This window comes from Neorhizobium sp. PAMB6716 (genome assembly GCF_058242805.1).
Genome location: NZ_CM177835.1, coordinates 43,431 through 69,203, shown reverse-complemented (window position 1 = coordinate 69,203; position 25,773 = coordinate 43,431). Strand labels below are relative to the sequence as shown.

General features: G+C 61.6%; 25 protein-coding genes. 20 read left to right on the top strand and 5 right to left on the bottom strand.

Annotation, left to right across the window (positions count from 1 at the left end; genetic code table 11):
* Positions 1-42: 42 nt before the first annotated feature.
* The 15 genes from AC4CWH_RS00330 to AC4CWH_RS00260 all read left to right on the top strand — a co-directional run bounded on the left by AC4CWH_RS00330 (position 43) and on the right by AC4CWH_RS00260 (position 17,144).
* Positions 43-1,056: an aldo/keto reductase gene (locus AC4CWH_RS00330; RefSeq protein WP_491319919.1), complete on the top strand. Its 1,014-nt coding sequence runs from the start codon at positions 43-45 to the stop codon at positions 1,054-1,056.
* A gap of 4 nt (positions 1,057-1,060) precedes the next feature.
* Positions 1,061-1,879 carry an amidohydrolase family protein gene (locus AC4CWH_RS00325; RefSeq protein ID WP_491319918.1) on the top strand — a complete coding sequence of 273 codons (819 nt, stop codon included), beginning with the start codon at positions 1,061-1,063 and terminating at the stop codon, positions 1,877-1,879.
* 4 nt (positions 1,880-1,883) lie between these two features.
* The gene (locus tag AC4CWH_RS00320; RefSeq protein ID WP_491319917.1) at positions 1,884-2,894 is read left to right on the top strand and encodes a zinc-binding alcohol dehydrogenase family protein; all 1,011 of its coding nucleotides are present in this window, start codon (positions 1,884-1,886) and stop codon (positions 2,892-2,894) included.
* A complete protein-coding gene (locus AC4CWH_RS00315; protein ID WP_491319916.1) occupies positions 2,891-4,021 on the top strand; it encodes a mannitol dehydrogenase family protein in 1,131 nt (376 codons plus the stop codon). Before AC4CWH_RS00320 ends, AC4CWH_RS00315 begins: the two co-directional genes overlap by 4 nt.
* A gap of 47 nt (positions 4,022-4,068) precedes the next feature.
* Positions 4,069-4,800, top strand: coding sequence for an SDR family oxidoreductase (locus tag AC4CWH_RS00310; RefSeq protein ID WP_491319915.1), 732 nt, complete (start codon positions 4,069-4,071; stop codon positions 4,798-4,800).
* Positions 4,801-4,826: 26 nt separating this feature from the next.
* The gene (locus AC4CWH_RS00305; RefSeq protein WP_491319914.1) at positions 4,827-5,672 is read left to right on the top strand and encodes a fumarylacetoacetate hydrolase family protein; all 846 of its coding nucleotides are present in this window, start codon (positions 4,827-4,829) and stop codon (positions 5,670-5,672) included.
* Between the two features lie 46 nt (positions 5,673-5,718).
* Positions 5,719-7,047, top strand: coding sequence for an L-fuconate dehydratase (locus AC4CWH_RS00300; RefSeq protein ID WP_491319913.1), 1,329 nt, complete (start codon positions 5,719-5,721; stop codon positions 7,045-7,047).
* Positions 7,048-7,158: 111 nt separating this feature from the next.
* Positions 7,159-8,361 carry an efflux RND transporter periplasmic adaptor subunit gene (locus AC4CWH_RS00295; protein WP_491319912.1) on the top strand — a complete coding sequence of 401 codons (1,203 nt, stop codon included), beginning with the start codon at positions 7,159-7,161 and terminating at the stop codon, positions 8,359-8,361.
* A gap of 4 nt (positions 8,362-8,365) precedes the next feature.
* Positions 8,366-10,327 (top strand): MacB family efflux pump subunit, encoded by a 1,962-nt coding sequence (locus tag AC4CWH_RS00290; RefSeq protein WP_491319911.1) that lies wholly within the window; start codon positions 8,366-8,368, stop codon positions 10,325-10,327.
* Positions 10,328-10,463: 136 nt separating this feature from the next.
* A complete protein-coding gene (locus tag AC4CWH_RS00285) occupies positions 10,464-10,817 on the top strand; it encodes a hypothetical protein (RefSeq protein WP_491319910.1) in 354 nt (117 codons plus the stop codon).
* 226 nt (positions 10,818-11,043) lie between these two features.
* Positions 11,044-11,706, top strand: a complete 663-nt coding sequence (locus tag AC4CWH_RS00280) for a TetR/AcrR family transcriptional regulator (RefSeq protein WP_491319909.1) — start codon at positions 11,044-11,046, stop codon at positions 11,704-11,706.
* 160 nt (positions 11,707-11,866) lie between these two features.
* Positions 11,867-13,642 (top strand): N-acetylglutaminylglutamine amidotransferase, encoded by a 1,776-nt coding sequence (locus tag AC4CWH_RS00275; protein WP_491319908.1) that lies wholly within the window; start codon positions 11,867-11,869, stop codon positions 13,640-13,642.
* A gap of 3 nt (positions 13,643-13,645) precedes the next feature.
* Positions 13,646-15,454 carry an N-acetylglutaminylglutamine synthetase gene (gene ngg / locus AC4CWH_RS00270; protein WP_491319907.1) on the top strand — a complete coding sequence of 603 codons (1,809 nt, stop codon included), beginning with the start codon at positions 13,646-13,648 and terminating at the stop codon, positions 15,452-15,454.
* A 4-nt stretch (positions 15,455-15,458) separates the two neighbouring features.
* Positions 15,459-16,667, top strand: coding sequence for an osmoprotectant NAGGN system M42 family peptidase (locus tag AC4CWH_RS00265; RefSeq protein ID WP_491319906.1), 1,209 nt, complete (start codon positions 15,459-15,461; stop codon positions 16,665-16,667).
* A 75-nt stretch (positions 16,668-16,742) separates the two neighbouring features.
* On the top strand, positions 16,743-17,144 hold the full coding sequence (locus AC4CWH_RS00260; RefSeq protein WP_491319905.1) for a four-helix bundle copper-binding protein: 402 nt from the start codon (positions 16,743-16,745) through the stop codon (positions 17,142-17,144).
* 94 nt (positions 17,145-17,238) lie between these two features.
* On the opposite strand, the gene AC4CWH_RS00255 is transcribed toward AC4CWH_RS00260, so the two are convergent.
* On the bottom strand, positions 17,239-17,625 hold the full coding sequence (locus AC4CWH_RS00255; RefSeq protein ID WP_491319904.1) for a diacylglycerol kinase: 387 nt from the start codon (positions 17,623-17,625) through the stop codon (positions 17,239-17,241).
* A 273-nt stretch (positions 17,626-17,898) separates the two neighbouring features.
* Between AC4CWH_RS00255 and AC4CWH_RS00250 the strand changes: the two genes are divergently transcribed.
* The 5 genes from AC4CWH_RS00250 to AC4CWH_RS00230 all read left to right on the top strand — a co-directional run bounded on the left by AC4CWH_RS00250 (position 17,899) and on the right by AC4CWH_RS00230 (position 22,658).
* Entirely contained in the window at positions 17,899-19,068 is a 1,170-nt protein-coding gene (locus tag AC4CWH_RS00250) for an ABC transporter substrate-binding protein (RefSeq protein ID WP_491319903.1), read from the top strand.
* 263 nt (positions 19,069-19,331) lie between these two features.
* Positions 19,332-20,192, top strand: a complete 861-nt coding sequence (locus AC4CWH_RS00245) for a branched-chain amino acid ABC transporter permease (RefSeq protein ID WP_491319902.1) — start codon at positions 19,332-19,334, stop codon at positions 20,190-20,192.
* Positions 20,189-21,220, top strand: a complete 1,032-nt coding sequence (locus AC4CWH_RS00240) for a branched-chain amino acid ABC transporter permease (protein WP_491319901.1) — start codon at positions 20,189-20,191, stop codon at positions 21,218-21,220. Before AC4CWH_RS00245 ends, AC4CWH_RS00240 begins: the two co-directional genes overlap by 4 nt.
* The gene (locus tag AC4CWH_RS00235) at positions 21,217-21,963 is read left to right on the top strand and encodes an ABC transporter ATP-binding protein (protein WP_491283621.1); all 747 of its coding nucleotides are present in this window, start codon (positions 21,217-21,219) and stop codon (positions 21,961-21,963) included. The genes AC4CWH_RS00240 and AC4CWH_RS00235 overlap by 4 nt, the downstream gene beginning before the upstream one ends.
* A complete protein-coding gene (locus AC4CWH_RS00230) occupies positions 21,960-22,658 on the top strand; it encodes an ABC transporter ATP-binding protein (protein WP_491319900.1) in 699 nt (232 codons plus the stop codon). Before AC4CWH_RS00235 ends, AC4CWH_RS00230 begins: the two co-directional genes overlap by 4 nt.
* 108 nt (positions 22,659-22,766) lie before the next feature.
* On the opposite strand, the gene AC4CWH_RS00225 is transcribed toward AC4CWH_RS00230, so the two are convergent.
* The 4 genes from AC4CWH_RS00225 to AC4CWH_RS00210 all read right to left on the bottom strand — a co-directional run bounded on the left by AC4CWH_RS00225 (position 22,767) and on the right by AC4CWH_RS00210 (position 25,768).
* The gene (locus tag AC4CWH_RS00225; protein ID WP_491319899.1) at positions 22,767-22,916 is read right to left on the bottom strand and encodes a hypothetical protein; all 150 of its coding nucleotides are present in this window, start codon (positions 22,914-22,916) and stop codon (positions 22,767-22,769) included.
* Positions 22,917-23,105: 189 nt separating this feature from the next.
* A complete protein-coding gene (locus AC4CWH_RS00220; RefSeq protein ID WP_491319898.1) occupies positions 23,106-24,371 on the bottom strand; it encodes an ABC transporter substrate-binding protein in 1,266 nt (421 codons plus the stop codon).
* Between the two features lies 1 nt (position 24,372).
* Positions 24,373-25,419 (bottom strand): aldo/keto reductase, encoded by a 1,047-nt coding sequence (locus AC4CWH_RS00215; RefSeq protein ID WP_491319897.1) that lies wholly within the window; start codon positions 25,417-25,419, stop codon positions 24,373-24,375.
* 4 nt (positions 25,420-25,423) lie between these two features.
* Positions 25,424-25,768, bottom strand: a complete 345-nt coding sequence (locus AC4CWH_RS00210; RefSeq protein ID WP_491319896.1) for a TIGR04076 family protein — start codon at positions 25,766-25,768, stop codon at positions 25,424-25,426.
* Positions 25,769-25,773: the final 5 nt, after the last annotated feature.

Sequence of the window (25,773 nt, the reverse complement as noted above, 5' to 3'; positions counted from 1 at the left end):
CCTTGGCGCGTCCGTTCTCCCACGCAAAAGGCAGGATGTTTCATGAAGGTTACCGATCAGCGCACGCACGCCCGCACGGGCGTTTCCTTGACCGGCATGGGCCTTGGCTGCGCCCAGATGGGCAATCTTTACCGCGTGACGCCCTATGAGGAATCCGCTGGCGCCTTCAAGGCTGCCTGGGATGCCGGCATCCGCTATTTCGATACCGCGCCCTTTTATGGTTTTACCCGCTCGGAGCGGCGGCTGGGCACGATGCTTACCGATTTTGCCCGAGACCAGTATGTGGTCAGCACCAAGGTCGGCCGCGTCATGACGCCCGACCCGACGGTGGGCGCCGAAGAAGACGGCTATGTGCAGCCCCTGCCCTTCCGCCCGGTCTATGATTACAGCTATGACGGCGTGATGCGCTCTTTTGAGGCAAGCCAGCAGCGGCTTGGCGTGCTTGCGCCCGACATTCTCTACATCCACGACATCGGCAGCGTGACCCATGGCGACAAACACCTGCACTACTGGAGCCAGCTGACCGATGGCGGCGGTTTTCGCGCGCTTGCAAAGCTGCGCGAGGAAGGCTCGACCAGAGCCATCGGGCTTGGCGTCAACGAGTGGGAAATCGTCCGTGATGCCATGGAGGTCGCCGAGATCGATATCTGCATGCTCGCCGGCCGTTACACGCTGCTGGAGCAGCAGAGCCTCGATTTCATGAACACCTGCGCCGAAAAGGGCGTCGGGATCGTGATCGCCGGCGCCTTCAACTCCGGCATCCTCGCCGGCAACCGCAAGTTCAACTATGCCGACGCTCCCGCCGAGATGCTGGCCCGCGTTGATGCGCTGCATGAGGCCTGTGCTGCCGAAGGCGTGACCCTGCAGGCGGCGGCGCTACAGTTTCCGCTGGCGCATCCGGCCGCCCTTACCATTGTTTCAGGCGCGCGCAACCACGACCAGCTGACCGCCAATGCAGCCTGGTTCGAGGAAGAGATCCCCGCGGCCTTCTGGTCAAAGCTCAAGGAGCGCGGCCTGATTGCCGAAGGCGCACCGGTGCCCGGCGAAGGGGCTTAAACGAATGCGCGTCGATGCCCACCAGCATTTCTGGCAGTTGAGCGACCGCAAGGGCCAATGGCCGCCGGCCGAACTTGAGGCCATCTACCGCGACTTTGCGCCTGATGATCTGAAGCCGTTGCTGGCAGACGCCGGCATCGACGGCACGGTTCTCGTCCAGACAATGGAAAATGCGGCCGATACTGCGTTCATGCTCGATCTCGCCGACCGCCATGACTTCATTCTCGGCGTTGTCGGCTGGACGGATCTGAAAGCGCCCGACGCGCCGGAGGCGATTGCAAGGCTTGCCGAACATGACAAGCTGAAGAGCCTGCGCCCGATGTTACAGGATATTGCCGAAGACGACTGGATCGCCGATCCGGCCCTCGATCCGGCGGTCATCGCCATGGAAGCGTATGATCTTGCTTTCGATGCGCTGGTGCTGCCGCGGCATCTGCCGCATCTCCTCACCTTTGCCGCGCGCCACCCGGATCTGCGCATCGTTATCGACCACGGCGCCAAGCCGGAGATCGCCGAGGGACGCTTTGTCGAATGGCGCGCGGCGATGGCTGATCTTGCCACCCTGCCCAATGTGTCGTGCAAGCTGTCAGGGCTTCTCACCGAAGCGGGAGACCAGAGGCCGCAGGCCGTGCGCCCCTATGGCGAAACGATCCTTGATCTGTTCGGCGCCGATGGCGTGATCTGGGGCAGTGACTGGCCGGTGGTGCGCCTTGCCGGCGACTACAAAAGCTGGTTCGATCAATGCCGGGACATGGTTTCAAAAAATCACCACACCGCCGTCTTCGGCGGCAACGCCATCGATTTCTACCGGCTGAATAGGTAAGCACATGCTGACGATTATCTGTGACACTCCCGGCCAATTGAGCGCCATCGAACGGGAAAAACCCGTTCCTGCCAAGGGTGAAGCGCTGGTGAAAATCCGCCGCGTCGGCGTTTGCGGCACCGACCTGCATATTTTTACCGGCAACCAGCCCTATCTTTCTTATCCACGCGTGATGGGACATGAGCTGGCGGCAACGGTGGAGGAAGCACCGGAGGGCAGCGCTCTTTCCGCTGGCGATACGGTTGCCATCATCCCCTACATATCCTGCGGACACTGCGATGCGTGCCTGAAGAGCCGCACCAATTGCTGCCGCAACATCGGCGTGCTCGGCGTTCACCGCGATGGCGGCATGACGGAATATCTCTGCCTTGCGGCCGAATTCCTGCTGAAGGCAGACGGGCTTTCGCTCGATCAGGCGGCCATGGTGGAGTTTTTGGCCATCGGCGCCCACGCCGTTGCGCGGGCGAAAACCCGCGTCGGCGAAAAAGTGCTGATTGCAGGCGCCGGCCCGATCGGTCTTGCGGTTGCCGTCTTTGCCAAAATGGAGGGTGCGGATGTCACCCTGATCGACAGCCGGCGCGACCGGCTGGACTTTGCCGAAAAACATCTCGGTATCACATCCACCGTCATGCTGGGCGAAGGCGACGTGGATCAGCTGTCCAAGATCACCGACGGCAATTTCTTCGAGACGGTGTTTGATGCGACAGGCAATTCGAAAGCCATCGAGCGTGGTTTCGGCTTTGTCGCGCATGCCGGCACCTATGTGCTGGTGTCGATCGTCGCCTCCAGCATCAGCTTTTCCGATCCGGAATTCCACAAGCGCGAAACGACGCTTCTCGGCAGCCGCAATGCCACCGCTGCCGATTTCCACCATGTGATGGCGGCGATGCGCGCCGGCCATGTGCCGGATGCGCTGATCACCCACCGCATGTCGCTGTCGCAGGTGCCGGAACAGTTTGCCGGTCTCACCGATCCGGCAGCCGGCGTGGTCAAGGCCATGGTGGAGGTCGCGTGAAGCCGCAACCTGCCATCCTGCAGTTCGGCACCAGCCGTTTTCTGCTCGCCCATGCCGACCTCTTCGTCTCCGAAGCCATGGAGACGCACGAGGCATTGGGCCCGATTGCCGTGGTGCAGACCACGTCGAGCCCGGAAAGTGCAGCGCGCATTACGGCGCTTGGACATACTCCCCGCTATCCGGTGCGCATTCGCGGACAGGTAAACGGAGAGATTATCGACGAGGAGCGCGTCGGCACTGCCATTGCCGAAGCGCTGACGGCCGCAACCGACTGGGAGCGGATCCGCGCGCTGGCTGTCCATGTTCCGGTGATCATCTCCAACACCGGCGATCGCGGTTATGACCTCGACCCTTCCGACGACACGGCGCTTCTAACCGATCTCGAACGGCTGCCGAAAAGTTTCCCGGCCAAGCTTGCCGTGCTGCTGGCACATCGTTTCGAACAAAACCCGGACGCGCCGCTGTCGCTCTATCCGTGCGAACTCGTGCCGCAGAACGGCTCACGGCTGCGCACGCTGATCGAGCAATTGGCCCTGGAATGGGAACTGCCGGCCGAATTCCGCCTCTGGCTGAACGAGACCTGCCACTTTGCCAATAGCCTGGTCGACCGGATCGTTGCCGAACCGATTGCACCTGTTGGTGCCGTGGCCGAGCCTTATGCGCTCTGGGCCATCGAACAGCAGGAGGGCCTGATTCTACCCTGCCGGCATCCGGCCATCACGCTGACGGAGGATCTCGACCGGTTCGAGATGCTGAAACTGCATCTCCTCAACCTTGGCCATTCGGTGCTTGCCGAGTGCTGGCTGAAGGATGGGCGCCGCGCCGACGAGACCGTGCGCGAAGCGATGGACGATCCGGCGATGCGCAACGCGTTGGAAACGGTCTGGACGCAGGAAGTTCTGCCGGTGTTTGAGGCGGACGGCAGGGGCGAGGAAGCACGCGCCTATCTCGACACCGTGCGCGACCGGTTTCTCAACCCGTTCCTGAAACATAAGCTTTCAGATATCGCCGCCAACCACGCGGAAAAGAAACGTCGCAGGTTTTTGCCGATGGTGACGCGCGCGGCCGATCTTGGCCTTGCAATTGCCCAGCCGAAACTCAAGGCTGCGCTGGCGAGCGACGATTGAGCCGGTCGCCGAGGAACACAGAATGAGCGCTAAGGAAAGGAACGGAAATGGCTAACCTTGAGGGCAAGACGGTGCTGATCACCGCCGCCGGCCAGGGCATTGGGCGGGCAAGTGCGCTGGCCTTTGCTGAGGCGGGCGCTGTCGTCCACGCAACCGATATCAATGACAAGGCGCTTTCCGAACTGCCGGCGCTGGCCAACCTGCACGCGCAGAAACTCGATGTTCTGGATGAGGCAGCCGTCAAGGCCTGCATCGCCGGCATCGGTCAGGTCGATATTCTCTTCAACTGCGCCGGCGTCGTGCATGGCGGCTCGGTGCTGGAGATGAAGGACAGCGATCTGGATTTCGCCATCGATTTGAACGTCAAGGCAATGATCCGCACCATCCGCGCCGTGTTGCCGGGCATGATGGAGCGCCGTGACGGCGCCATCATCAACATGGCCTCCGTCGCCTCCTCCATCAAGGGTGTGCCGAACCGCTTCGCCTATGGTGTGACGAAGGCTGCCGTCATCGGGCTCACCAAGGCGGTGGCGGCCGATTATGTCGGGCATAACATTCGCTGCAACGCCATCTGCCCCGGCACTGTGGAAAGCCCGTCGCTGCAGGACCGCCTGCGCGCGCAGGGCGATTACGAGGCCGCACGTGCTGCCTTCATCGCCCGCCAGCCGATCGGGCGCCTGGGCGCTCCGGAAGAAATCGCAGACCTTGCCGTCTATCTTGCCGGCGCAACCTATACATCCGGCCAGGCCATCGCCATCGATGGCGGCTGGACCATCTGACATCAGACTTCAGGAAGGAATACCCCATGAAACTGCTTCGTTACGGCGCTGCCGGCGCAGAACGCCCGGCCCTCCTTGACGCCAACGGCACGATCCGCGATATTTCCGCTCATGTCAGCGACCTCTCTGGCGCTGCACTCAACCCGGATAACCTTGCCAAGCTTGCCGCGCTCGACGTTGCCTCGCTGCCGGAAGTCTCCGCCAATGAACGCCTCGGCGCCTGCGTTGCCGGCACCGGCAAGTTCATCTGCATCGGCCTCAACTATTCCGACCATGCCGCCGAAACCGGTGCGACCGTTCCGCCGGAGCCGGTCATCTTCATGAAGGCAACCTCTGCCATCGTCGGCCCGAATGACGACGTGCTGATCCCGCGCGGCTCTGAAAAGACCGACTGGGAAGTCGAGCTTGGTGTTGTCATCGGCAAGACGGCGAAATATGTCTCGGAAGCCGATGCGATGGATTATGTCGCCGGTTACTGCGTCTCCCACGACGTCTCCGAACGCGCCTTCCAGACCGAGCGTTCCGGCCAGTGGACCAAGGGCAAATCCTGCGACACGTTTGGCCCCATCGGCCCCTGGCTGGTGACGACGGATGAGATCGCCGATCCGCAGAACCTCAAGATGTGGCTGACGGTGAACGGCGAGACCATGCAGAACGGCTCCACCCAGACCATGGTCTACGGCGTTGCCTTCCTCGTCTCCTATCTGAGCCAGTTCATGTCGCTGCATCCCGGCGATGTCATCTCCACCGGTACGCCTCCCGGCGTTGGCCTTGGCCTGAAGCCGCCGCGATTCCTCAAAGCCGGCGACGTGGTGGAACTCGGCATCGAAGGGCTTGGCACGCAGAAGCAGACCTTTCGCGCCGACGCCTGACTGATCCCCCTGACCTTCGTCTGACAGACCTGCCGGAGAAACGAACATGGCCATCATCACCGACATGCGGATCATCGATCTACGGTTCCCGACATCCCAGAGCCTTGACGGCTCGGATGCGATGAACCCGGACCCGGATTATTCGGCAGCCTATGTCATTCTGGAAACCGACGTGCCCGGCCTTGCCGGGCACGGCCTCACCTTCACCATCGGGCGCGGCAACGACATCTGCTGCATGGCAATCGATGCCATGCGCCATCTCGTCGTCGGCACCGACCTTGCGGTGGTGAAGGCGCATCCGGGCAAATTTTGGCGGCATCTGACGAGCGACAGCCAGTTGCGCTGGATCGGCCCGGAAAAGGGTGCCATGCATCTGGCAACCGGCGCTGTCGTCAACGCCTTCTGGGATCTGTTGGCCAAGGAAGCCCAAAAGCCGGTCTGGCGTCTGGTGGCCGACATGTCGGCGGAAGAGATCGCTGATATCGTCGATTACCGTTACCTGACCGACGTGCTGACCCGCGACGAAGCCGTTGCCATCCTGAAGAAGGCCGAGGCCGGCAAGGCCGAACGCATCGCCATCCTCGAGAAGGAGGGATATGCCTGCTACACGACATCGGCTGGATGGCTCGGTTATGACGACGAAAAGCTGCGCCGTCTCTGCCAGGAAGCCATCGATGCCGGCTTCAACCATGTGAAGATGAAGGTCGGCCGTGACCTCGAAGACGATATCCGCCGCCTCACCATCGCCCGCGAGGTCATCGGCCCGGATCGTTACCTGATGATCGATGCCAATCAGGTCTGGGAAGTGGACCAGGCCATCGACTGGGTCAAAAAGCTCTCCTTCTGCAATCCCTTCTTCATCGAGGAGCCGACAAGCCCTGATGATGTCGCCGGCCATCGCAAGATCCGTCAGGCGATTGGCCCGGTGAAGGTCGCAACCGGCGAGATGTGCCAGAACCGCATCATGTTCAAGCAGTTCATCGCCGAGGGCGCCATCGACGTGGTGCAGATCGACAGCTGCCGCATGGGCGGGCTGAACGAGGTGCTGTCCGTGCTGCTGGTTGCGGCAAAATTCGGCCTGCCCGTCTGGCCGCATGCCGGCGGCGTCGGGCTTTGCGAATATGTCCAGCATCTGTCGATGATCGATTATGTCGCGGTATCCGGCACCAAGGACGGCCGTGTGATTGAATATGTGGATCATCTGCACGAGCATTTCCTTGACCCTTGCGTGATCAGGGATGCAGCCTATATGCCACCTGTGCTGCCCGGATTTTCCATTGAAATGCGGGCGGAAACGCTGGAAGCCTTTGCCTTTGCACCTGTCAAGGGAAGCACCGGCCAATCGCGCCCGGTGAAGGCGGTGGATGCAGCCTGAGACAAGGGCTGGATTACCAAGGTTTAATATGCCAGCCATTGACCCGGGCCTACCGATAGGATTATCGGAACCGTAGAGTTCCCATAATATAGAAGATCGGCATATCCCGACATGGCCATCAAGCGCAGCCACATCCTTCTTGCCATCGCCGTCGCGGCAGCGGCCGCTTACGGCTGGATGCGGTTTTCCGAAAAGCCCGCCACCAGCACGTTTCTGACGGCCCCGGTCCGACGGGGCAATGTGGAGGAAACGGTGCTGGCCACGGGCACGCTGAAGCCGGTGCGGCTGGTCGCCGTCGGCTCGCAGGCGTCGGGGCGCATCACTTCGATCAAGTTCAAGCTTGGCGATACGGTGCGCAAGGGCGAGCTGATCGCCGAGATCGATTCCACCACACAGAACAACGACCTGCGCACATCCGAAGCCTCGCTGTCCAACATGAAGGCACAGAAGCAGGAAAAGGAAGCCACGCTCGAAGGTTACCAGAAGACGCTCGCCCGCCAGCAGGCCATCTATAGCAAGCAGGCGGGTTCGGAAGCGGATCTGCAGACGGCGGAAACCAACGTCAACACCACAAAGGCGCAGATCGCCGCTCTCGATGCCCAGATCATCTCGGCGGAAATCGCCGTGGAAACGGCCAAGGCCGAACTGGGCTATACCCGCATCACCGCGCCGATGGATGGCACGGTGCTGGCCATCGTCAACCAGGAAGGCCGCACGGTCAACGCCACGCAGTCCATCCCGACGATCGTGATCCTCGGCGATCTCTCCACCATGACGGTGCGCGCGGAAATCTCCGAAGCCGATATTACCAAGGTGAAACCGGGACAGGCCGTGCGTTTCAACCTCATTGGCGAGCGTACGCAGAGCTATGACGCCACTCTGGCCTCGATAGAGCCGGCGCCGGAATCGATCACCAGCGACAGCAGCGTCTCCAGTTCCACCACCAGCAGCTCGACCTCGTCGTCATCCTCCTCCTCGGCCATCTATTATATCGGCGTGTTCGATGTGCCGAACGAAGACGGACGCTTTCGTACCTATATGTCGGCCGAGGTCAACATCGTGCTCGGCGCCGCAAAGGATGTGCTGACCATCCCCTCGGCTGCCCTTGGCAAGTCCCTTGCCGATGGCAAGACCGCTGTGCGCGTGATGGCGGCCGACGGCACGGTTGCTGAGCGCGCTGTGGAAACCGGGCTCAACAATAAGATCAATGTCGAGGTCAAAAGCGGCCTTGAAGAAGGCGCCAAAGTGGTGATCAGCGAGGCGAGTACGGGTTCGAAATCCGACAGCCGCCGCGGTGGCCCGATGGGCTTCTGACGTGATGACCAAGACCGACCATGCCCCCCTCATCGTCATCGAAAAGCTGCGCCGCGAGTATCCCGCCGGCGAAGGCACGATCACGGTTTTGAAGGATGTCGACCTCACCATCGAGCGCGGCGAAATGGTTGCCATCATCGGCGCCTCCGGCTCGGGCAAGTCGACGCTGATGAACCTTCTCGGCCTGCTCGACAGCCCGACTTCAGGCACCTACCGCGTCTCCGGCAAAGACACGTCATCGCTCGACAGCGACGAGTTGTCGGCGCTCCGGCGCGAGCATTTCGGCTTTATCTTCCAGCGTTATCACCTGCTCGCCGAACTGTCTGCTCTCGGCAATGTGGAAATTCCGGCAATCTATGCGGGACGCTCGCGCAGCGACCGGCGCGAGCGCGCGGCTTCCATTCTCGGGCGGCTCGGCATGGGGGACCGCACCCATCACCGGCCGGGGCAATTGTCCGGCGGCCAGCAGCAGCGCGTCTCCATTGCCCGCGCGCTGATGAACGATGCCGAGGTGATCCTTGCCGATGAGCCGACCGGCGCTCTCGACAGCAAGAGCGGCGAGGACGTGCTGCGCATTCTCGAAGACCTGAACCGCGACGGCAAAACGATCATCATCGTCACCCATGACCCGAGCGTTGCAGCCCGCGCCAAACGCATCATCGAAATCTCCGACGGCCGGATTATTGCAGACCGGCAGACGCAACCCACGCAGCCATCACCCGCGATAGAGGAAAGTTCCCCGCGGAAGGTCGCCAGCGGCCTGACGGTGGCCGTGGACCGTTTTCGCGAAGCCTTCGTGATGGCACTGAAGGCGTTGCAATCGCACCGGCTGCGCAGCTTTCTCACCATGCTCGGCATCATCATCGGCATCGCCTCGGTCATGCTGGTGGTGGCGCTCGGCACCGGCAGCCAGCAGCAGATCCTTGCCAATATCAGCAGCCTTGGCACCAACACGCTCGAAGTTTTTCCCGGCAAGGGGTTTGGCGATACCCGCTCCGGACGCGTGAAGACGCTCGTCGTGTCGGATGCGGAAAGCCTGGCACAATTGACCTATGTGGGTGCCGTGACGCCGACCGTTTCCACCAGCACCACCGCAAGGTTCGGTGCGACGGTTGCCAATGCACTGATCAATGGCGTCGGCAGCCAGTATTTCACCGTCAAGGGATCGACGCTCATTTCCGGCCGCTTCTTCGAGGAGGACAGCGTGGACGGTCTCTCGCAGGATGCCGTGATCGACGACAACACCGCCAAGGCCCTGTTTAGCACAAATGGCGTGGAACCCGTCGGCCAGATCATTCTGGCCGGTACGGTGCCGGTGCGCGTCGTCGGTGTCATCTCCTCTCAGCAGGGCGGGTTCGGTTCCAGCGACAACCTGTCGATCTACCTGCCCTATACCAGCGTGCAGACGCGGTTTCTGGGTAGCACGTCGCTTCGCAGCATCACCGTTCGCGTCGCCGATAATGCCGACATGGCAGCCGCCGAACAGGCCGTCACAGACTTCCTAACCCGTCGCCACGGCACCAAGGATTTCTTCATCCTCAACACCGACGACATCCGCAAGACGATCACCAGCACGACGCAGACCATGACGCTTCTCGTCTCGGCGATTGCCGTCATTTCGCTCGTCGTCGGCGGCATCGGCGTGATGAACATCATGCTGGTCTCCGTCTCGGAACGGGTTGGCGAGATCGGGGTGCGTATGGCGGTGGGGGCACGGCGGCAGGATATCCTGCAGCAATTCCTCATCGAGGCCGTGCTCGTCTGCCTCATCGGCGGCGTTCTCGGCATCACGCTGGCGCTCTCGGTCGGCCTTGCGACAAACCTGTCCGGCGCGGGCATCAGCCTCATTTTTTCCGCCACGCCCATGATCCTCGCCTTCGTCTGCTCCTGCCTCATCGGCATCGTCTTCGGCTTCCTGCCGGCGCGCAATGCCTCGCGGCTGGACCCGGTGGCTGCCCTTTCGTGAGGCCTGCACGGCAAAAATTAGCGATGGCGCATTAGTACTAATCAGTACGGCAATTTAGGTTACCGTTAATTCAAGGCGTTTAACCCTGTATTTGTCCGGCATGGGCCGGGCATGGCCCTTTACAGGATTTTCGATCATGGTCGATTCCATCTCCAGTACTGCCTCGACACTTCTTTCCTCCACCAGCACCAGTTCCTCGACATCCAGCACCGTCGATGTCGCCACGCTCGAAGCACAGCTTGCCGCAAAGCAGGCAAAGCTTGCCGAGACGGACGACGAGGCGGAAAAGGAAGAGTTGCAGGACGCCATTGCCGCGCTTGAAAAGCAGATCGAGCAGGCAAAGGCTGCCAAGGCCAGTGAGGATACGTCATCCGCAACAGCTCCTAAGGAAACGGAAGAGCCCGCCCAGCTTTCGGGCGAAAGCGACCGGATCGGCACCACCAATTTCGACGACAAGACGGAGTTTGGTGAACGCGAGGCCTATCTCTGATCACACTGGCCTGCAACGTGCTGCCCGTCAGGCTCAACTGCCATACTGCGGGTCGCGCCGGATGCCGGTAAAGCTGCGATCCAGGTTATGCGACATTCCGCTGGAGCCATCGGCAAACCGCTTAGCCCCTGCCGGGTGATGTTTTCCAGCGGGAAGTGCGCTATGCCTCCAGAACAAAAGTGCGCCATGCATGGCATAGGTTGATCGCAACGAGTTCAGGACGCGGATGGACGACAGCAGCAGCGAGCAGGGCAGAACGCCTGATGACGTGACGACCAAGCGGGGACGCGGTCGGCCGAAGAGCCTCAGCGACAATGACCGCCGGCAGATGATCATCGATACAGCGCGTCGCACCTTCACGGAACTCGGCCTTGCCGGGACCACGACAGATATCGTGGCAAGCCGCTGCCGCATTTCCAAGCAGACGCTGTACCGCCTGTTTCCCAGCAAGGTTGACCTGTTCGTCGCCGTCGTCGCCTCGCACAGGCAGATGATGCTGAGACTGCCCCGGCCCGACAACGAGGACCTGCCCTTGGCCGAGGCGATCGGCCGCATCTTCATGATCGACATTGACGAAGACACCGAACGAGAGCGCGAAGCCTTCATCCACATCGTCATACGCCAGTCGCATCAGGTGCCAGACCTTGCTGAAGTGCTGTTTCGCGAGGGGCCGGAAACGTCACGCAGACAGCTGGCGGACTGGCTTGAAAAACAGATGGCAGCCGGAAAACTGGTGCTGAGCGATTCGCTGTCCGGTGCCCGCATCCTCATGGACATGTTGTTTGGCGGCGTTGGGCCAGGCCCGCGCGGTTGGCCGGATCTTGCCGCGCGCAAACGCCATATGGAGCAGGCAATCGCACTTTTCGTGCGCGGAACACGCCCCGACTGAATTCCCGCCGCCTCCCAATTTCTGCAGAAAAATCGCAACCTTTCTGGAACTTTTTCGTTTGGCCCACGGCATACGCACGCAACAACGGGCGGATTATGCCGTTTTTTGCCCCATCCCGGGGCCGGATCGCGGAAAGATCGGAAAGGATTAAACCAGCACAGTGTGTGGGATTTGCGGAGAAATACGGTTCGACGGCGCACAGCCTTCCCCCCTGGTTCAGGCCCGGATGATGGAGGCCATCGCGCCCCGCGGGCCGGATGGCTCCGGAATGGTCATCCACGGATCGACAGCGCTTTCCCATAGGCGGCTTTCGATCATCGACCTCTCCCAGAAGGCCCGCCAGCCGATGGTGGATGGCGAACTGGGTCTGACGATCGCCTTCAACGGCTGCATCTACAATTACCCGGAACTGCGCACCGAGCTGGAAGCCAAGGGCTACCGCTTCTTTTCCCATGGCGATACCGAAGTCATCCTGAAGGCCTGGCACGCGTGGGGCACGGACTGCGTCTCCCGCTTCCACGGCATGTTCGCCTTCGTCATCCATGAGCGCGACACCAACCGCGTGGTGATGGCGCGTGACCGTTTTGGCATCAAGCCGCTTTACCTTGCAAAGGTCGGCAAGGCCGTGCGTTTCGCCTCATCCCTGCCGGCCCTTGTCCAGGGTGGAGAAATCGACACCTCGATCGACCGCGACGCGCTGCATCACTACATGAGTTTCCACGCCGTCGTTCCGCCGCCGCGCACCATCATCAACGGTGTCAAGAAACTGCCGCCTGCGACCATCCGCGTGATCGAGGCAGACGGGCGCGAAACGGACACGCGCTACTGGAACCCGCCGCACACGCGCGACCCCGCCATGGCCGGCCTTTCGCGCAACGACTGGCGCGACATGGTGCTCGATGCGCTCAGGCTTGCCGTCAAGCGCCGCACGGTGGCGGATGTGCCCGTTGGTGTGCTGCTCTCCGGCGGCGTCGATTCCAGCATCATCACCGGGCTTCTGGCCGAGCAGGGTCAGAACGACCTCATGACCTTCTCCGTCGGTTTTGAAGAAGCCAATGGCGAAAAGGGCGACGAGTTCGTCTATTCGGATCTCATCGCCAAACATTTCAGCACCGACCATCACAAGATCTTCGTGCCCTCGGCGCAGTTGATGGATGCGCTTCCCGGCGTCATCTCCTCGATGTCGGAGCCGATGGTCTCCTATGACAATGTCGGCTTCTATCTCTTGGCCAAGGAGGTTTCCAAGCATATCCGCGTCGTGCAGTCCGGCCAGGGCGCCGACGAGGTGTTTGGCGGTTATCACTGGTATCCGCCGCTCGGGTCATCCACCGATGTCGTCAACGATTATGCCCGCGTGTTCTTTGACCGCAGCCATGACGTGATGAAGACGCAAGTGAACCCCGAGTGGATGTCGGCAAGCGATGTCAGCCGCGAACTGGTGGCACGCCATCTCCTGCAAGGCGATGCCGACACGCCCGTCGATGCCGCCCTTCGCCTCGACAGCCAGGTGATGCTGGTGGACGATCCGGTGAAGCGCGTCGACAACATGACCATGGCCTGGGGCCTTGAGGCGCGCGTTCCCTTCCTCGACCATGAACTGGTGGAGCTTGCGGCAAAAATCCCGCCGGAGTTCAAGCTGAACGACGGCGGCAAGGGCGTACTGAAGGATGCCGCCCGCCTTGTGGTGCCACATGAGGTGATCGACCGCAAGAAGGGTTATTTCCCGGTGCCACAGCTCAAATATGTCGATGGACCCTATCTCGACATGGTGCGCGATGCGCTGACCTCGCAGGCCGCAAGAGAGCGCGGCATTTTTCAGGACAGCTATCTGCAAAAACTGTTCGACAAGCCGTCAGAACACATCACGCCGCTGCAGGGCTCGGAGCTTTGGCAGGCGGGACTCTTGGAAATGTGGCTGCAGGCGCAGGGGATCTGAGGCATGGCGAACAACAAGACGGGAGAGCGCCTGCAAAGGGTGCGCAGCGACAAGGCCGTCGCGCACCGCCTGAAACGCAAGCGCGTCGAATCCCTGCATCGCACCGGCCGCGTGGGACATCCGGATGAGGCGTCTGCCGATGCATCCGCCGTTCTCGATTGCGGCTGGGGCCGACTGATTTTCGCGCAAACCTTCGATGACGCCGGCGAACTCGTCTCCGCATTGCGCGAAGAAGCGCCGGAACACCGCGATATCGCCATCTATGTGCATGATCCGCATGTGCTGTTGGCGCAAGCGCCGCAGGAGATCTTTCTCGACCCGTCGCACACGTTTCGCCTCGACCTTGCGACCTACCGCTCGGGACGCCGGCAGCCGCGCGGCTTTTTCGTGCGCCGTCTCTCTTCGGAAGCGGATGCGCGAGCCGTCAACCGCATCTATTCCGCCCGCGGAATGGTGGAGGTGCGCCCGGATTTCTTCTGGTCGAACCGCGACAACCGGGCAATCACCTATCTGGTCGCCGAAGACGAGACGACCGGCGAGGTGATCGGCACCGTCACCGGCATCGACCATACGCGCGCCTTTGCCGATCCCGAACAGGGTTCTTCGCTCTGGTGCCTGGCGGTTGATCCGCAGGCCCGCCATGCCGGTATTGGCGAGACGCTGGTGCGCCGGTTGGCTGAACATTTCAAGGCACGCGGCGCGGGCTTCATGGACCTTTCGGTGCTCCACGACAACGAACAGGCCATTGCGCTTTACGAAAAGCTTGGCTTCCGCCGCATCCCCGCCTTTTCCGTCAAGCGCAAGAACTCCATCAATGAGCGGCTTTATGCCCGCCCGCTTGAGGCTTACGACGCGCTGAACCCCTATGCGCGGCTGATCGTGGATGAAGCGCGCCGGCGCGGCGTGCATGTGGAAATCACCGATGCGGAAGGCGGCTTCTTCCGGCTCTCGAATGGCGGGCGCTCCGTCCACTGCCGCGAAAGCCTGTCTGAAATGACATCAGGCGTTGCCATGTCGATCTGCGACGACAAGGCGGTGACGCGGCGCGTGGTGGAACGGGCCGGCCTTGTGGTGCCGGAACAGATGACCGCCGATGGCAATGAGGAGGCTCTTGCCGGTTTTCTGACAAAGCATGGCCGGGTGGTGGTGAAACCCGCACGCGGCGAACAGGGCCGTGGTGTCGCGGTCGGTCTCGACACGATCGAGGACATCAAATCCGCCATCGGCGTTGCCCGTGAAGTCTGCGACCGCGTGCTGATCGAGGCCTGCTTCGAGGGTGAAGACTTGCGCCTCGTGGTCATCGATTTCAAGCTGGTGGCCGCTGCCATCCGCCGCCCGCCGCATGTGATCGGCGATGGACGCCAGACCGTGCGCCAGTTGATCGAAACCCTGTCCCGGCGAAGGGCCGCCGCGACCGGCGGCGAAAGCACCATTCCGATCGATGGCGAAACCGAACGTTGCCTGCAGATGTCAGACCTCACCCTTGATGACGTGCTGGAAGAGGGTCGCGACGTGGTGGTGCGCAAGGCGGCAAACCTTCACACCGGCGGCTCCATTCATGACGTGACCTCCATCGTGCATCCACGCCTGGTGGACGCCGCCATCAAGGCCGCCCGCGCCATCGATATTCCCGTTGTCGGCATTGATTTCATGGTGAAGGCGCCAACCGAGCCGGATTACGTGTTCATCGAAGCGAATGAGCGACCGGGCCTTGCCAACCACGAGCCGCAACCGACGGCTGCTCGTTTTCTCGATCTGCTCTTCCCGCTTTCGGGCCACCGCGCCGCCCGCAACGCCCTGGGGAAAATGTGACCGCATGACCATCGATATCGACGAGGATTACCTACTTGGCCAGCTGAAGGCGCTGCTGTCGATCGACAGCCCCACGGGATACACCGACCAAGTGGTGCGATACTGCTCGCAGGAGCTGGAACGGCTGGGTCTCACGCCGGAACTGACGCGGCGCGGGGCGATCCGTGCCGTGCGCCAGGGCAGCCGGCGCAAGGGTGCACGCGCCATCGTTTCCCATGTCGACACACTCGGCGCGCAGGTGAAGGCGATCAAGGACAATGGCCGCCTGGAACTGGTGCCCATCGGCCATTGGTCTGCCCGTTTTGCCGAGGGCGCGCGGGTGACAATCTACAGCTATCACGGCACCTTTCGCGGCACGATCCTGCCGCTGAAGGCGTCCGGCCACACGTTCAACGACGAGGTGGATACCGCGCCTGTGGGCTGGGCACATGTGGAACTGCGCATCGATGCCATCACCGCGTCCGCCGCGCAGACACGCGGGCTCGGAATCGATGTCGGCGATACGGTGGCCATCGATACCGGCACCGAATTTCTCGACAACGGCTTCATCAATTCCCGCCATCTGGACGACAAGGCGGGCGTGGCCATTGCCCTTGCCGCCATCGAGGCGCTGGAGCGGACGGGGGCCTCAACGCCCGTCGATACGCACTGGCTGTTCACCATTGCCGAGGAAGTCGGCGTCGGGGCCTCATCCGTACTGACGGCCGAAATCGCCTCGATGCTGACCATCGACAACGGCACCACGGCACCGGGGCAGAATTCCTCGGAATTCGGCGTGACCATTGCCATGGCCGACCAGACCGGGCCTTTCGATTATCACCTGACGCGAAAACTGGTGGATCTCTGCATCGAAAACGACATTCCCTATCAGAAGGATGTCTTTCGTCATTACCGCTCAGATTCAGCCTCCGCGCTGGAAGCAGGCCACGATATCCGCACCGCACTTGCCACCTTCGGCGTGGATGCCTCGCATGGTTATGAACGCATCCACACCCATGCGCTCACAAGCGTTGCAAAGCTGGTCTCGGCCTTCGCCGTCAGCCCCGTCAATATCGACCGCGACGCCGAGGAAATTTCCAGCCCCAAGGGGTTTACCACCCAACCGACGGAAGAGGCGGAACAGGTGGTGCAGCTTGCCACCGAAGGTGGACGCGCGCCGGAACACCAGCGGCCGATTGGAGCACATTTGACTGGAAAGCCTGAACGGACCTGATCACCGTGGAACCATGGCTGGCACGTTTGGTTGGAAGAGCATTAACCCCGAACAAAGACCATAAGGAGAAAATCCATGCAGGTTCGCGAGATGATAGCCAGCCATCCCCACGTTGCCGGCAATCCGCAGGACGCGCTTCTGCGCTGCATCGAAGCGTGCTACGACTGCGCCCAGACGTGTACAAGCTGCGCCGATGCCTGCCTTGGCGAAAAACAGCATGACATGCTGATCCAGTGCATTCGCCGCAATCTCGATTGTGCCGACATCTGCGCGGCAACAGGCGCCATCGCCTCGCGCCGCACCGGTTCGAATATTGAAGTGATGCGCGCCGTAATCCAGGCCTGCGCCGAAGCCTGCCGCGTGTGCGCAGAGGAATGCAGCACCCATGCCGAGATGCACGAGCATTGCCGCATCTGCGCTAAGGCCTGCGAGCGCTGCGAAAAAGCCTGCCGCGAGGCCATGCCCAACGTTCACTGAGCAGCAGGCCCCTTTCGGTGGGCACGAGCCACCCAGGCGCTGCCCGCCGGATCTTCTTTCCTCAACACAGGTATGGTGGCCAAGGCTGGCTTGCTCAGCCCGGTAAGGCGGCGTTGTAAAGCGTGTGCAGGAACAGGATGCCGTTGGCCAGAAGCAGGCAGAAAACGGCAAACGAGCCGAGATCCTTTGCATGGCGAGCGGCCAGCGAAAACTCGGGCGAGACGCGGTCAACGATTTCTTCGATGGCCGTGTTCAGCGCCTCCACCGCAACCAGAACCAGGAACAGCACAAGTGCCGCGAGATAGGTGCTGAACGCAACGCCGATCAGCGCATAGACACAGCTGATGGCCAGAAATACCGCGCATTCATGCCGAAACGCCGTTTCGCCAAACAGGCGACGCGCACCGCCCAGCGAATAACGCGCAGCCGCCAGAACATGGCCAAGGCCCCGTTGTCTTTGATGCCGAAGAGGTTCGGACATGTTTGCGCTCCCCACACAATTTCCTGCACATAACAAGGCTGCATGCATCACGCAAAGGCAAAGCTCCAAAGCACCGCGCGATCAGCCCGCAGCGCTTGCGTCTCTGCCTTGCTTGCCGCAAGGTGCCGCTTGTCCTTCGCCGATTTGGTGTATACATTGCCTCCTGCGGCTCGAGGAGGAGACTTGAATGCCGCAGCGAAAACATGCGCATAGCATTTATCGGGTTCATGGGAGTGGGCCTGTCGCGGGATTTGAACTCTGGGAGGAGTATACATGGCATCCGTATCGAGACGCCTTTTCATGACAGGCGCTGCCCTGTGCAGCCTGTTGTTTTCGCATGCCCAAGCCGCAGAAACCGTCAAGATCGGCCTCGTATTGCCGATGACGGGCCCCTTCGCCTCGACCGGGCGTCAGGTGGAAGCCGGCGTCAAGGCCTATATGGCGCTGAATGGCGACACGGTGGCGGGCAAGAAGGTGGAAGTGGTGCTGCGCGACGACGCCGGCACCGCCGACCAGACCCGGCGCATCGCACAGGAACTGGTGGTCAAGGACGGCGCCTCGATGCTGATGGGCTTTGGCCTGACACCGCTGGCGCTATCGGTTGCGCCGGTGCTGAGCCAAGCCAAGGTTCCCGCCATCATCACCTCGGCCACCACCTCGATCATCACCCAAAAATCCGAGTATTTCGTGCGCACCAGCATGGCCGGCCCGCAATCGGCCGTGCCGGTTGCCACCTGGGCGGCCAAGAACGGGCTGAAGCGCGTCGTCACACTCGTCTCCGATTATGGCCCGGGCATCGACATTGAAAAGGGCTTTACCGACCAGTTCAAGAAGGACGGCGGCGAGATTCTGGAAGCGGTGCGCGTGCCCCTGCAGAACCCGGATTTCGCCCCCTTCCTGCAGCGCGTGCGCGATACCAAGCCGGATGCCGTCTTCGTGTTCGTTCCGTCAGGCGTCGGCTCCATCTTCATGAAACAGTTCGTCGAACGCGGCCTGCGCGATGCCGGTATCAAGCTGATCGCAACCGGTGACGTGACCGACGATGACCTGCTGAACGGCATGGGCGATGCGGCACTTGGCGTCATCACCGGCCATTTCTATTCCGCAAACCACGACAGCCCGGAAAACAAGGCGTTCGTTGCCGAAGTGCGCAAGGCCAACAAGAACATGCGGCCGAACTTCATGTCTGTCGGCGGCTATGACGCCATGGCGCTTGCCTATGCAGCGCTCAAAAAAACCAATGGCGATACCGACGGCACCAAGCTGGTCGACGCCATGAAGGGCATGGCCTGGACGAGCCCGCGCGGGCCGATCACCATCGACGCGAAAACCCGCGACATCGTGCAGGATATCTACATGCGAGAGGTCAAGAAGGTGGATGGCGAGCTTTACAACGTCGAGTTCGCCACCTTCCCGAAGGTGCGGGATCCGAACACGCCCTGATGGGCAGGATGCGCCGGCAAGGCTAAAACCTTTCGGCGCATCCATCTGCCGCATCAGATCCCTGGTGGCGCGGAACGGGACGGCTCTTCGGCAGCTTCTCCGCCCTCCTTCGCCAGCCAGACGCTGGATGCAGCGATAGTCGCCGGCATCCGGAGCGCTGATGCAGCCATCAAAGCGCGTGCCGGGGCCTCAGCGTTCCGGCAGCAGACACACCCTGCGCCTGATCCGCGTCTTATCATGTCCCGCCATCTCCGGGAGGAACGATGCTGACAATCCTGTTCGATGGCATTGCCTATGGCATGCTGCTCTTCGTTCTTGCCTGCGGGCTGGCCGTGACGCTTGGCCTGATGAACTTCGTCAACCTTGCCCACGGCGCCTTTGCCATGGCCGGCGGTTACGTGACCGTGGTGCTGATGAACCGCTATGGCATTTCCTTCTACTGGTGCCTGCCGGCGGCATTTCTCCTCTCCGGCGCGCTGGGCGCATTGCTGGAGGTCACCCTCTATCGCCGTCTCTACAACGCCTCGCATCTCGATCAGGTGCTGTTTTCCATCGGCCTCGTCTTCATGGCGGTGGCGGGCGTGGATTATGTCATGGGCGGCCAGCAGCAGCTGATTTCGCTGCCAAGCGCCCTGTCGGGCCGGTTCAGCCTGATGGGCGTCGATATCGGCCGCTACCGGCTGTTCATCATCGTCCTCTGTGCGGCGCTCACCATCGCGCTTCAAACGACGCTTGCCAGAACCCGTATCGGCAGCCAGCTGCGGGCCGCCGTTGACGATGGACGGGTGGCGCGCGGACTTGGCATCAATGTCTCGCTGATCTTCATTCTGACCTTTGCACTCGGGTCTGGTCTCGCCGGCCTCGGCGGTGCGCTCGGGGTGGAACTGCTGGGGCTCGATCCGAATTTTCCGCTGAAATACCTCATCTATTTCATGATCGTAGTGACGATCGGTGGCACATCCTCCATTACCGGGCCGTTTCTGGCTGCCCTGCTGCTGGGTATTGCCGATGTGGCGGGTAAATATTACCTGCCGTCGCTTGGGGCCTTCATCATCTATGCGGTGATGATCACCTTCCTGATCCTGCGCCCCAACGGGCTGTTTTCCAGGGAGGGAGGACGATGAGCCGACTGCCCCGACAGGCGCTCGCCAGCGCCTTCCTTCACCGCAAGGCCCGCTGGAAACCACTTGAATTTGCCTTCTGGATAACGGCACTTGGGGCAGCCTTTGCATTTCCCTCGCAGCAATTGCTGCTGAGCGAAATCGCCATCCTGGCGCTTTTTGCCCTGTCACTCGATCTGATCGTCGGTTATGCCGGCATCCTGTCGCTGGGTCACGCCGCCTTCTTTGGGATCGGCGCCTATGCCGCCGGGCTTATCAGCCTGCATGCTGTCGCAGAACCGGTCACGGGGCTGATCCTGTCCGGCGCGATTGCCGGCCTTGCCGGTCTTGCCACCAGCTTTCTCGTCTTGCGTGGCAGCGATCTCACCAAGCTGATGACGACGTTCGGCGTCAGCATGCTTCTGGCGGAAGCGGCAAACCAGGCCGCCTGGCTGACAGGCGGTGCCGACGGGTTGAGCGGCATCGTGATCGATCCCATCGTTGGCCTGTTCGAATTCGATCTCTTCGGGCGCACCGGCTATCTCTACTGCCTGGGGGTGCTGTTTGCCGCGATGTTCGTCGCGCGCCGCATCGTCAATTCGCCCTTTGGCCTGTCGTTGAAGGCGATCAAGCGCAACAGCCGGCGGGCGGCGATGCTGGGCATTTCGCCCAATCGCCGGATTGTTGCCATCTATACTTTGTCTGCACTCTATGCCGGCTTTTCCGGCGCGCTTCTGACCCAGACAACCAGCTTTGTTTCGCCCGATGTGCTGGCCTTTCACCGCTCGGCAGACGTGCTGCTCGTTCTCGTGCTGGGTGGCGTCGGTTATCTCTATGGGGGCGTGATCGGGGCGGTGATCTTCACCGTGCTGCGCGCCTGGCTGTCGGTCGTCACCCCGCAATACTGGATGTTCTGGATCGGGCTGATCCTGGTGACGCTTGTGCTTGTCGGGCGTGATCGCATCAGCCCTGCCCGGCTTCTGGCCGGGCTCCGGGCGCGAACCGGCCGCCCTCCCTCCAGTCCCGCACAGCATCAAAAGGAGGAGGCATGACACCCGCTCTCGAAACCCGCGCATTGGTCAAGCGCTTCGGCGGCCTTGTCGTCACCAATGATGTTTCGCTGTCCGTCGCCCCCGGTGCCCGCCATGCGCTGATCGGCCCGAACGGCGCCGGCAAGACCACGATCATCAATCTCCTCACAGGCGCGCTCACCCCCAGCAGCGGGCGCATCCTGATCGGCGGCGAAGACATCACCGATGCAACACCCTTTGCCCGGGTGAAAAAGGGTATGGCCCGCACCTTCCAGATCAACCAGCTGTTTGACGACCTGACGCCACTGGAATCGATGGCGTTGGCGGTGAGTGAACGGCTGGGACACGGCACCCGCTTCTGGCGACCTCTCGCCTCTGACAGGCAAGCGGCCGCAGAAGCTGCCGATATCCTTGAGCGCTTCCGCCTTGCCGACGTGATGTGCCTGCCGACGCGCGGTCTTCCCTATGGCAAGCAACGCCTGCTCGAAATCGCCCTTGCCATCGCGCTGAAGCCGAAGGTGCTTCTCCTCGACGAACCGGCCGCCGGCGTGCCGGAGGAGGATCGCCACGAGGTGCTGACGATTGTGCGAGACCTGCCGACGGATGTGACGGTGGTGCTGATCGAGCATGACATGGACCTGGTGTTTTCCTTTGCCGACCGCATTTCGGTTCTGGCAGCCGGCCGGCTGTTTGCCGAAGGCAGCGTCGCCGACATTTCGCGCAATCCCGACGTGAAGGCCATCTATCTCGGAGATGCCGCATGACCCACTTGCTGCGCATCGAACAGTTGGTTTGCGGTTATGACGAGGCGCAGGTGCTGAACCGCATCGACCTTTCGCTTGGCGAAGGGCAATCGCTGGCCCTGCTCGGGCGCAACGGTGCGGGCAAGACGACGCTGATCAACAGCATTGTCGGGGTGACCACTCATCACGCCGGCCGCATTCACCTCAACGGCGAAGACATCACGCGGCTTCGCCCGGAACAGCGCGCCGCGCTCGGCATCGGCTGGGTGCCGCAGGAACGCAACATCTTCCGGTCGCTGACGGTGGAGGAAAACCTCACCGCCTCCGCCCGCGCCGGCCGCTGGGACCTTTCCACCATCTATGCCATGTTTCCACGCTTGAAGGAGCGCCGCCGAAACCTTGGCAACCAGCTTTCCGGCGGTGAACAGCAGATGCTGGCCGTGGGCCGCGCCCTGATGCTCAACCCCAAACTCCTGCTTCTCGATGAACCCCTGGAAGGGCTGGCCCCGATCATCGTGGACGAACTTCTGGCAGCGCTGCGCCGTATCGTCACCGAAGAAGGCCTGGCAGCGATCATCGTGGAACAGAAGGCCCGCAAGATCCTGCCGCTGACGGACGAGGCCATCGTCCTCAACCGCGGCAGCATCGCCCTTGCCGCAGCCTCGGGAGACCTCTTGGACAATCCTCACCAGATGGACGCACTGCTGGCGATCTGAGCCGCAGCCATTCAGCCCCCACCACGACCGGATCTGCCTGATGCCGCGCATAAAAAAGGCACGGCGCTGAAGAACGCCGTGCCGAAATGTCCAACTGCAATCGTCAGCCTAGAACTTGATGCTCAACTTGCTGCCGAAGATCTGCGACGTGGTCGTCGAACCGAAAGCACCGTCATAATAGAGACGCAGCGTTGCGGCTTCGCCGGCAAACACATCCGCGCCGACCGAAGCGCGCCCTGCGTTCCTACAATCAGTCAACCGAAGGCGCTCTTTTTCCGGGCGCTCAGGATCTTCTGCTGTGCAGCAGCAAGGGCTGCGCTGCAAGGCAGGCACCGTTGACGCAGCGGCTTCCGCGCTCGCATCAGATCGGGAGCGCCCGGATGAACGGGGCACTCCAGACCTTCGGCTGGGATTCCACTTCAGTGGTTTGGCACCGCTCAGGACCTTTTACGGGGCAAGCGAGGCCTTCAGCTTCGACACATCATCCGCTTCCATCTGGCCGATCGTGGTGACTTCGCCATCCTTGATCTTCCAGAGGCGGAAGGGGCCGGTGATGTCGCCGTACTTGTCGAAGGAGACGGGACCGATGACGCCTTCATATTTGATCGGCTTGCCGTCCTTGATCAGCTTCAGCGCCTTTTCGAATTCCGCCTTGCCGGCATGGATCGGGGTGCCGCCTTCGGCGACCACTTCGGAAATGGCGGTCTTGATGGCGGCCTTGTCCGCCTTGCCGGCCTTGGCGATGGCAAGCGCTACGATAGCCCCCGCATCATAGGAACGGTCGGCGGCAGGCGCACCCGGCGAGATGCCGCCGGAGAATTTTTCGTAATTGGCGTTGAAATACTCCGTGGACGCCGTCGGGCTGGTGCCGGACGAGGTGCCATAGGCATCGTTCAGATATTGTGCGCCGACGCTTTCGATGAAGTCCTTGGAGTTCATGCCGTCATTCAGCAGGAACTTGGCGGCCCCGCCACCGGAGAGCCAGGCGCGGGCAATCGTTGCACCATCCACCGGCGTGCTGACGAGGTAGAGCGCATCCGGCTCGTCCTTCATCGCAGCACTTGCTTCTGACGAATAACTCGCCTGCTTTTCGTTATAGGGCGTCGTGGAGGTGATCGTTCCGCCGAGCTTGGCATAGGCAGCCGTAAATTCCTTCACCATGTTGACGCCAAAATCATTGTTGACGTGGATGATGGCGATCTTCTTCAGGCCCTGATCAAGCGCGTATTTCGCAGATGCCGTACCCTGCAGTGCATCCGACGTGATGGTGCGGAAGAAGACACCGTTCGTCTTGCCGTCGCGACCGAGTACCGTCAGTGTCGGCGAGGACGAGGCGGGCGACACCTGAACGACGCCGGCGGGCGCCGTCACGGAGGTGAGGATAGGGATCGAAACCGACGAAATGATGCCACCGATGATGACAGGCACCTTCTTGATGTTGACGAGCTGGGTGGCCTGATCGACAGCAACCGTGCCCTGGCTCTGGCTGTCGCGGGTATCCATGACAAGCTTGCAGCCGCCGACGCCGCCGGCATCGTTGAAATCCTTGAACGCCATTTCGAGGGATTTGGCGCCCGCCTTGCCGTATTCGCCGGCAGGACCGGTGAGTTCCATGACGACGCCGACCGTGATGTCACAATCGGCGGAAAAGGCCGGAAGGGCGGATACGGCAAGCCCTGCCAGCATGGTGGATGCAAGAACCAGTTTTTTCATCTCATTCCCCTTTGTTGAGATTGTACTTCATGATGCTGCCGTGACGTCCGTTGCGGTCGCGCTCGAGCGTATAGACGTCACCCTCCAGTTCCTTCGCCTCGGCCATGACAGCCTCGATGTCGGAGAGATCCTCGGCCGACAGTGCAATGTCGGATATGGCGAGGTTCGATATCAGATGATCGCGGTTGCGCGCGCCGACGATAACAGCGGCCACACCGGGACGCCGCAGCATGGCAGCACTTGCAACGGTCGCGATATCTGTTTGATGCCGGTCAGCGATGCGCCGCAATGTGGCAAGCAAAGCCTGGAAAAGGTCCCATCCGCCGATATCATCGATGATCAGCTTGTATTTGGTGAGCGAGCGGTTTTCGAGCGGATGCGCGGGCTCCGCAAGACCCAGCCACTTGTCGCTGAGGAAGCCGCCTGCCACCGTGCCGTAGCAGAACAGCGCAAAGCTGTTCTCTGCCGCCAGCGACACCATGCGCTTTTCCGGCCGGCGATCGAGAAGCGAATATTGCAGCTGCAGGGAGGCGAGCGGAATGCCGGCGGCAATCATCGCCGCGATATGGTCGCTGTCGAAATTGGTGCCGCTCACCTTGTCGATCTTGCCGGCCTGCTGAAGTTCTTTCAGCCAACCGGCCGTTTCCAGCCAGCCATCGATGTCATAGGCCCACCAGTGGAACTGTACGAGATCAAGCCGTTCGAGGTTGAGCCGCTTCAGCGAGGTGTCGATAACGCTTTCCACATATGATTTGCTGATCGTTGGCAGCACCGTGAGGTCAGGCACGAACTTGGTGTGCACGCGGATGCGGCTTAATGCCTCCTGCCCGCGCAGGTCAAAATAGCGCAGGCGGAACTGGCCGATCAGGTCTTCCACGCCGGTATAGATGTCGGCACAGTCGAAGGTGGTGATGCCAGCATCGGCAAAGGCGACCATGTCCTCCACGGCACCGGCGGGATCAACAGCACCGTGCCCGCCGGCAAGCTGCCAGCCGCCGCGGATGACGCGGGAAATTTCATAACCAGGGGCGAGCGTAATGCGTTGCATGGGATCAGTCTTCTTCTAAGGGAACGGCAGTGGTTTCGGCATGGCTGAAACGGCGGAGCCCCGTGCGGCGAATGCGCAGCCGCGTTGCGCAGTTCGGATCGGGGCAGGCAATGTCGGCATCCGTCGTCATCCAGTCATGCGGATGGGAAGGGCGCTGCTTGGCGGCCAGCAGCGGCAGGACGGAGGCGAGCGAATAGATCGAAATGCCCTGCCCCGGCGGCAGATGCAGCATCTCGCCCTTCAGCTCGAAATAATCGCCGGGTCTTGCACCACAATAGACCGGCCCATCTTCAGGCACGACGACCTCCACGTGCAGGTCAAAAAGGTCAAAGCCGTCATCCTTGCTCATTGGCT

Coding starts and splice junctions, on each gene's coding strand:
- AC4CWH_RS00300 (WP_491319913.1), top strand. CDS start 5,719: ATGGCCATCATCACCGACATGCGGATCATCGATCTACGGTTCCCGACA.
- AC4CWH_RS00280 (WP_491319909.1), top strand. CDS start 11,044: ATGGACGACAGCAGCAGCGAGCAGGGCAGAACGCCTGATGACGTGACG.
- AC4CWH_RS00255 (WP_491319904.1), bottom strand. CDS start 17,625: ATGTCCGAACCTCTTCGGCATCAAAGACAACGGGGCCTTGGCCATGTT.
- AC4CWH_RS00330 (WP_491319919.1), top strand. CDS start 43: ATGAAGGTTACCGATCAGCGCACGCACGCCCGCACGGGCGTTTCCTTG.
- AC4CWH_RS00325 (WP_491319918.1), top strand. CDS start 1,061: ATGCGCGTCGATGCCCACCAGCATTTCTGGCAGTTGAGCGACCGCAAG.
- AC4CWH_RS00250 (WP_491319903.1), top strand. CDS start 17,899: ATGGCATCCGTATCGAGACGCCTTTTCATGACAGGCGCTGCCCTGTGC.
- AC4CWH_RS00215 (WP_491319897.1), bottom strand. CDS start 25,419: ATGCAACGCATTACGCTCGCCCCTGGTTATGAAATTTCCCGCGTCATC.
- AC4CWH_RS00230 (WP_491319900.1), top strand. CDS start 21,960: ATGACCCACTTGCTGCGCATCGAACAGTTGGTTTGCGGTTATGACGAG.
- AC4CWH_RS00220 (WP_491319898.1), bottom strand. CDS start 24,371: ATGAAAAAACTGGTTCTTGCATCCACCATGCTGGCAGGGCTTGCCGTA.
- AC4CWH_RS00320 (WP_491319917.1), top strand. CDS start 1,884: ATGCTGACGATTATCTGTGACACTCCCGGCCAATTGAGCGCCATCGAA.
- AC4CWH_RS00285 (WP_491319910.1), top strand. CDS start 10,464: ATGGTCGATTCCATCTCCAGTACTGCCTCGACACTTCTTTCCTCCACC.
- AC4CWH_RS00210 (WP_491319896.1), bottom strand. CDS start 25,768: ATGAGCAAGGATGACGGCTTTGACCTTTTTGACCTGCACGTGGAGGTC.
- AC4CWH_RS00290 (WP_491319911.1), top strand. CDS start 8,366: ATGACCAAGACCGACCATGCCCCCCTCATCGTCATCGAAAAGCTGCGC.
- AC4CWH_RS00305 (WP_491319914.1), top strand. CDS start 4,827: ATGAAACTGCTTCGTTACGGCGCTGCCGGCGCAGAACGCCCGGCCCTC.
- AC4CWH_RS00295 (WP_491319912.1), top strand. CDS start 7,159: ATGGCCATCAAGCGCAGCCACATCCTTCTTGCCATCGCCGTCGCGGCA.
- AC4CWH_RS00310 (WP_491319915.1), top strand. CDS start 4,069: ATGGCTAACCTTGAGGGCAAGACGGTGCTGATCACCGCCGCCGGCCAG.
- ngg (WP_491319907.1), top strand. CDS start 13,646: ATGGCGAACAACAAGACGGGAGAGCGCCTGCAAAGGGTGCGCAGCGAC.
- AC4CWH_RS00240 (WP_491319901.1), top strand. CDS start 20,189: ATGAGCCGACTGCCCCGACAGGCGCTCGCCAGCGCCTTCCTTCACCGC.
- AC4CWH_RS00235 (WP_491283621.1), top strand. CDS start 21,217: ATGACACCCGCTCTCGAAACCCGCGCATTGGTCAAGCGCTTCGGCGGC.
- AC4CWH_RS00245 (WP_491319902.1), top strand. CDS start 19,332: ATGCTGACAATCCTGTTCGATGGCATTGCCTATGGCATGCTGCTCTTC.
- AC4CWH_RS00260 (WP_491319905.1), top strand. CDS start 16,743: ATGCAGGTTCGCGAGATGATAGCCAGCCATCCCCACGTTGCCGGCAAT.
- AC4CWH_RS00265 (WP_491319906.1), top strand. CDS start 15,459: ATGACCATCGATATCGACGAGGATTACCTACTTGGCCAGCTGAAGGCG.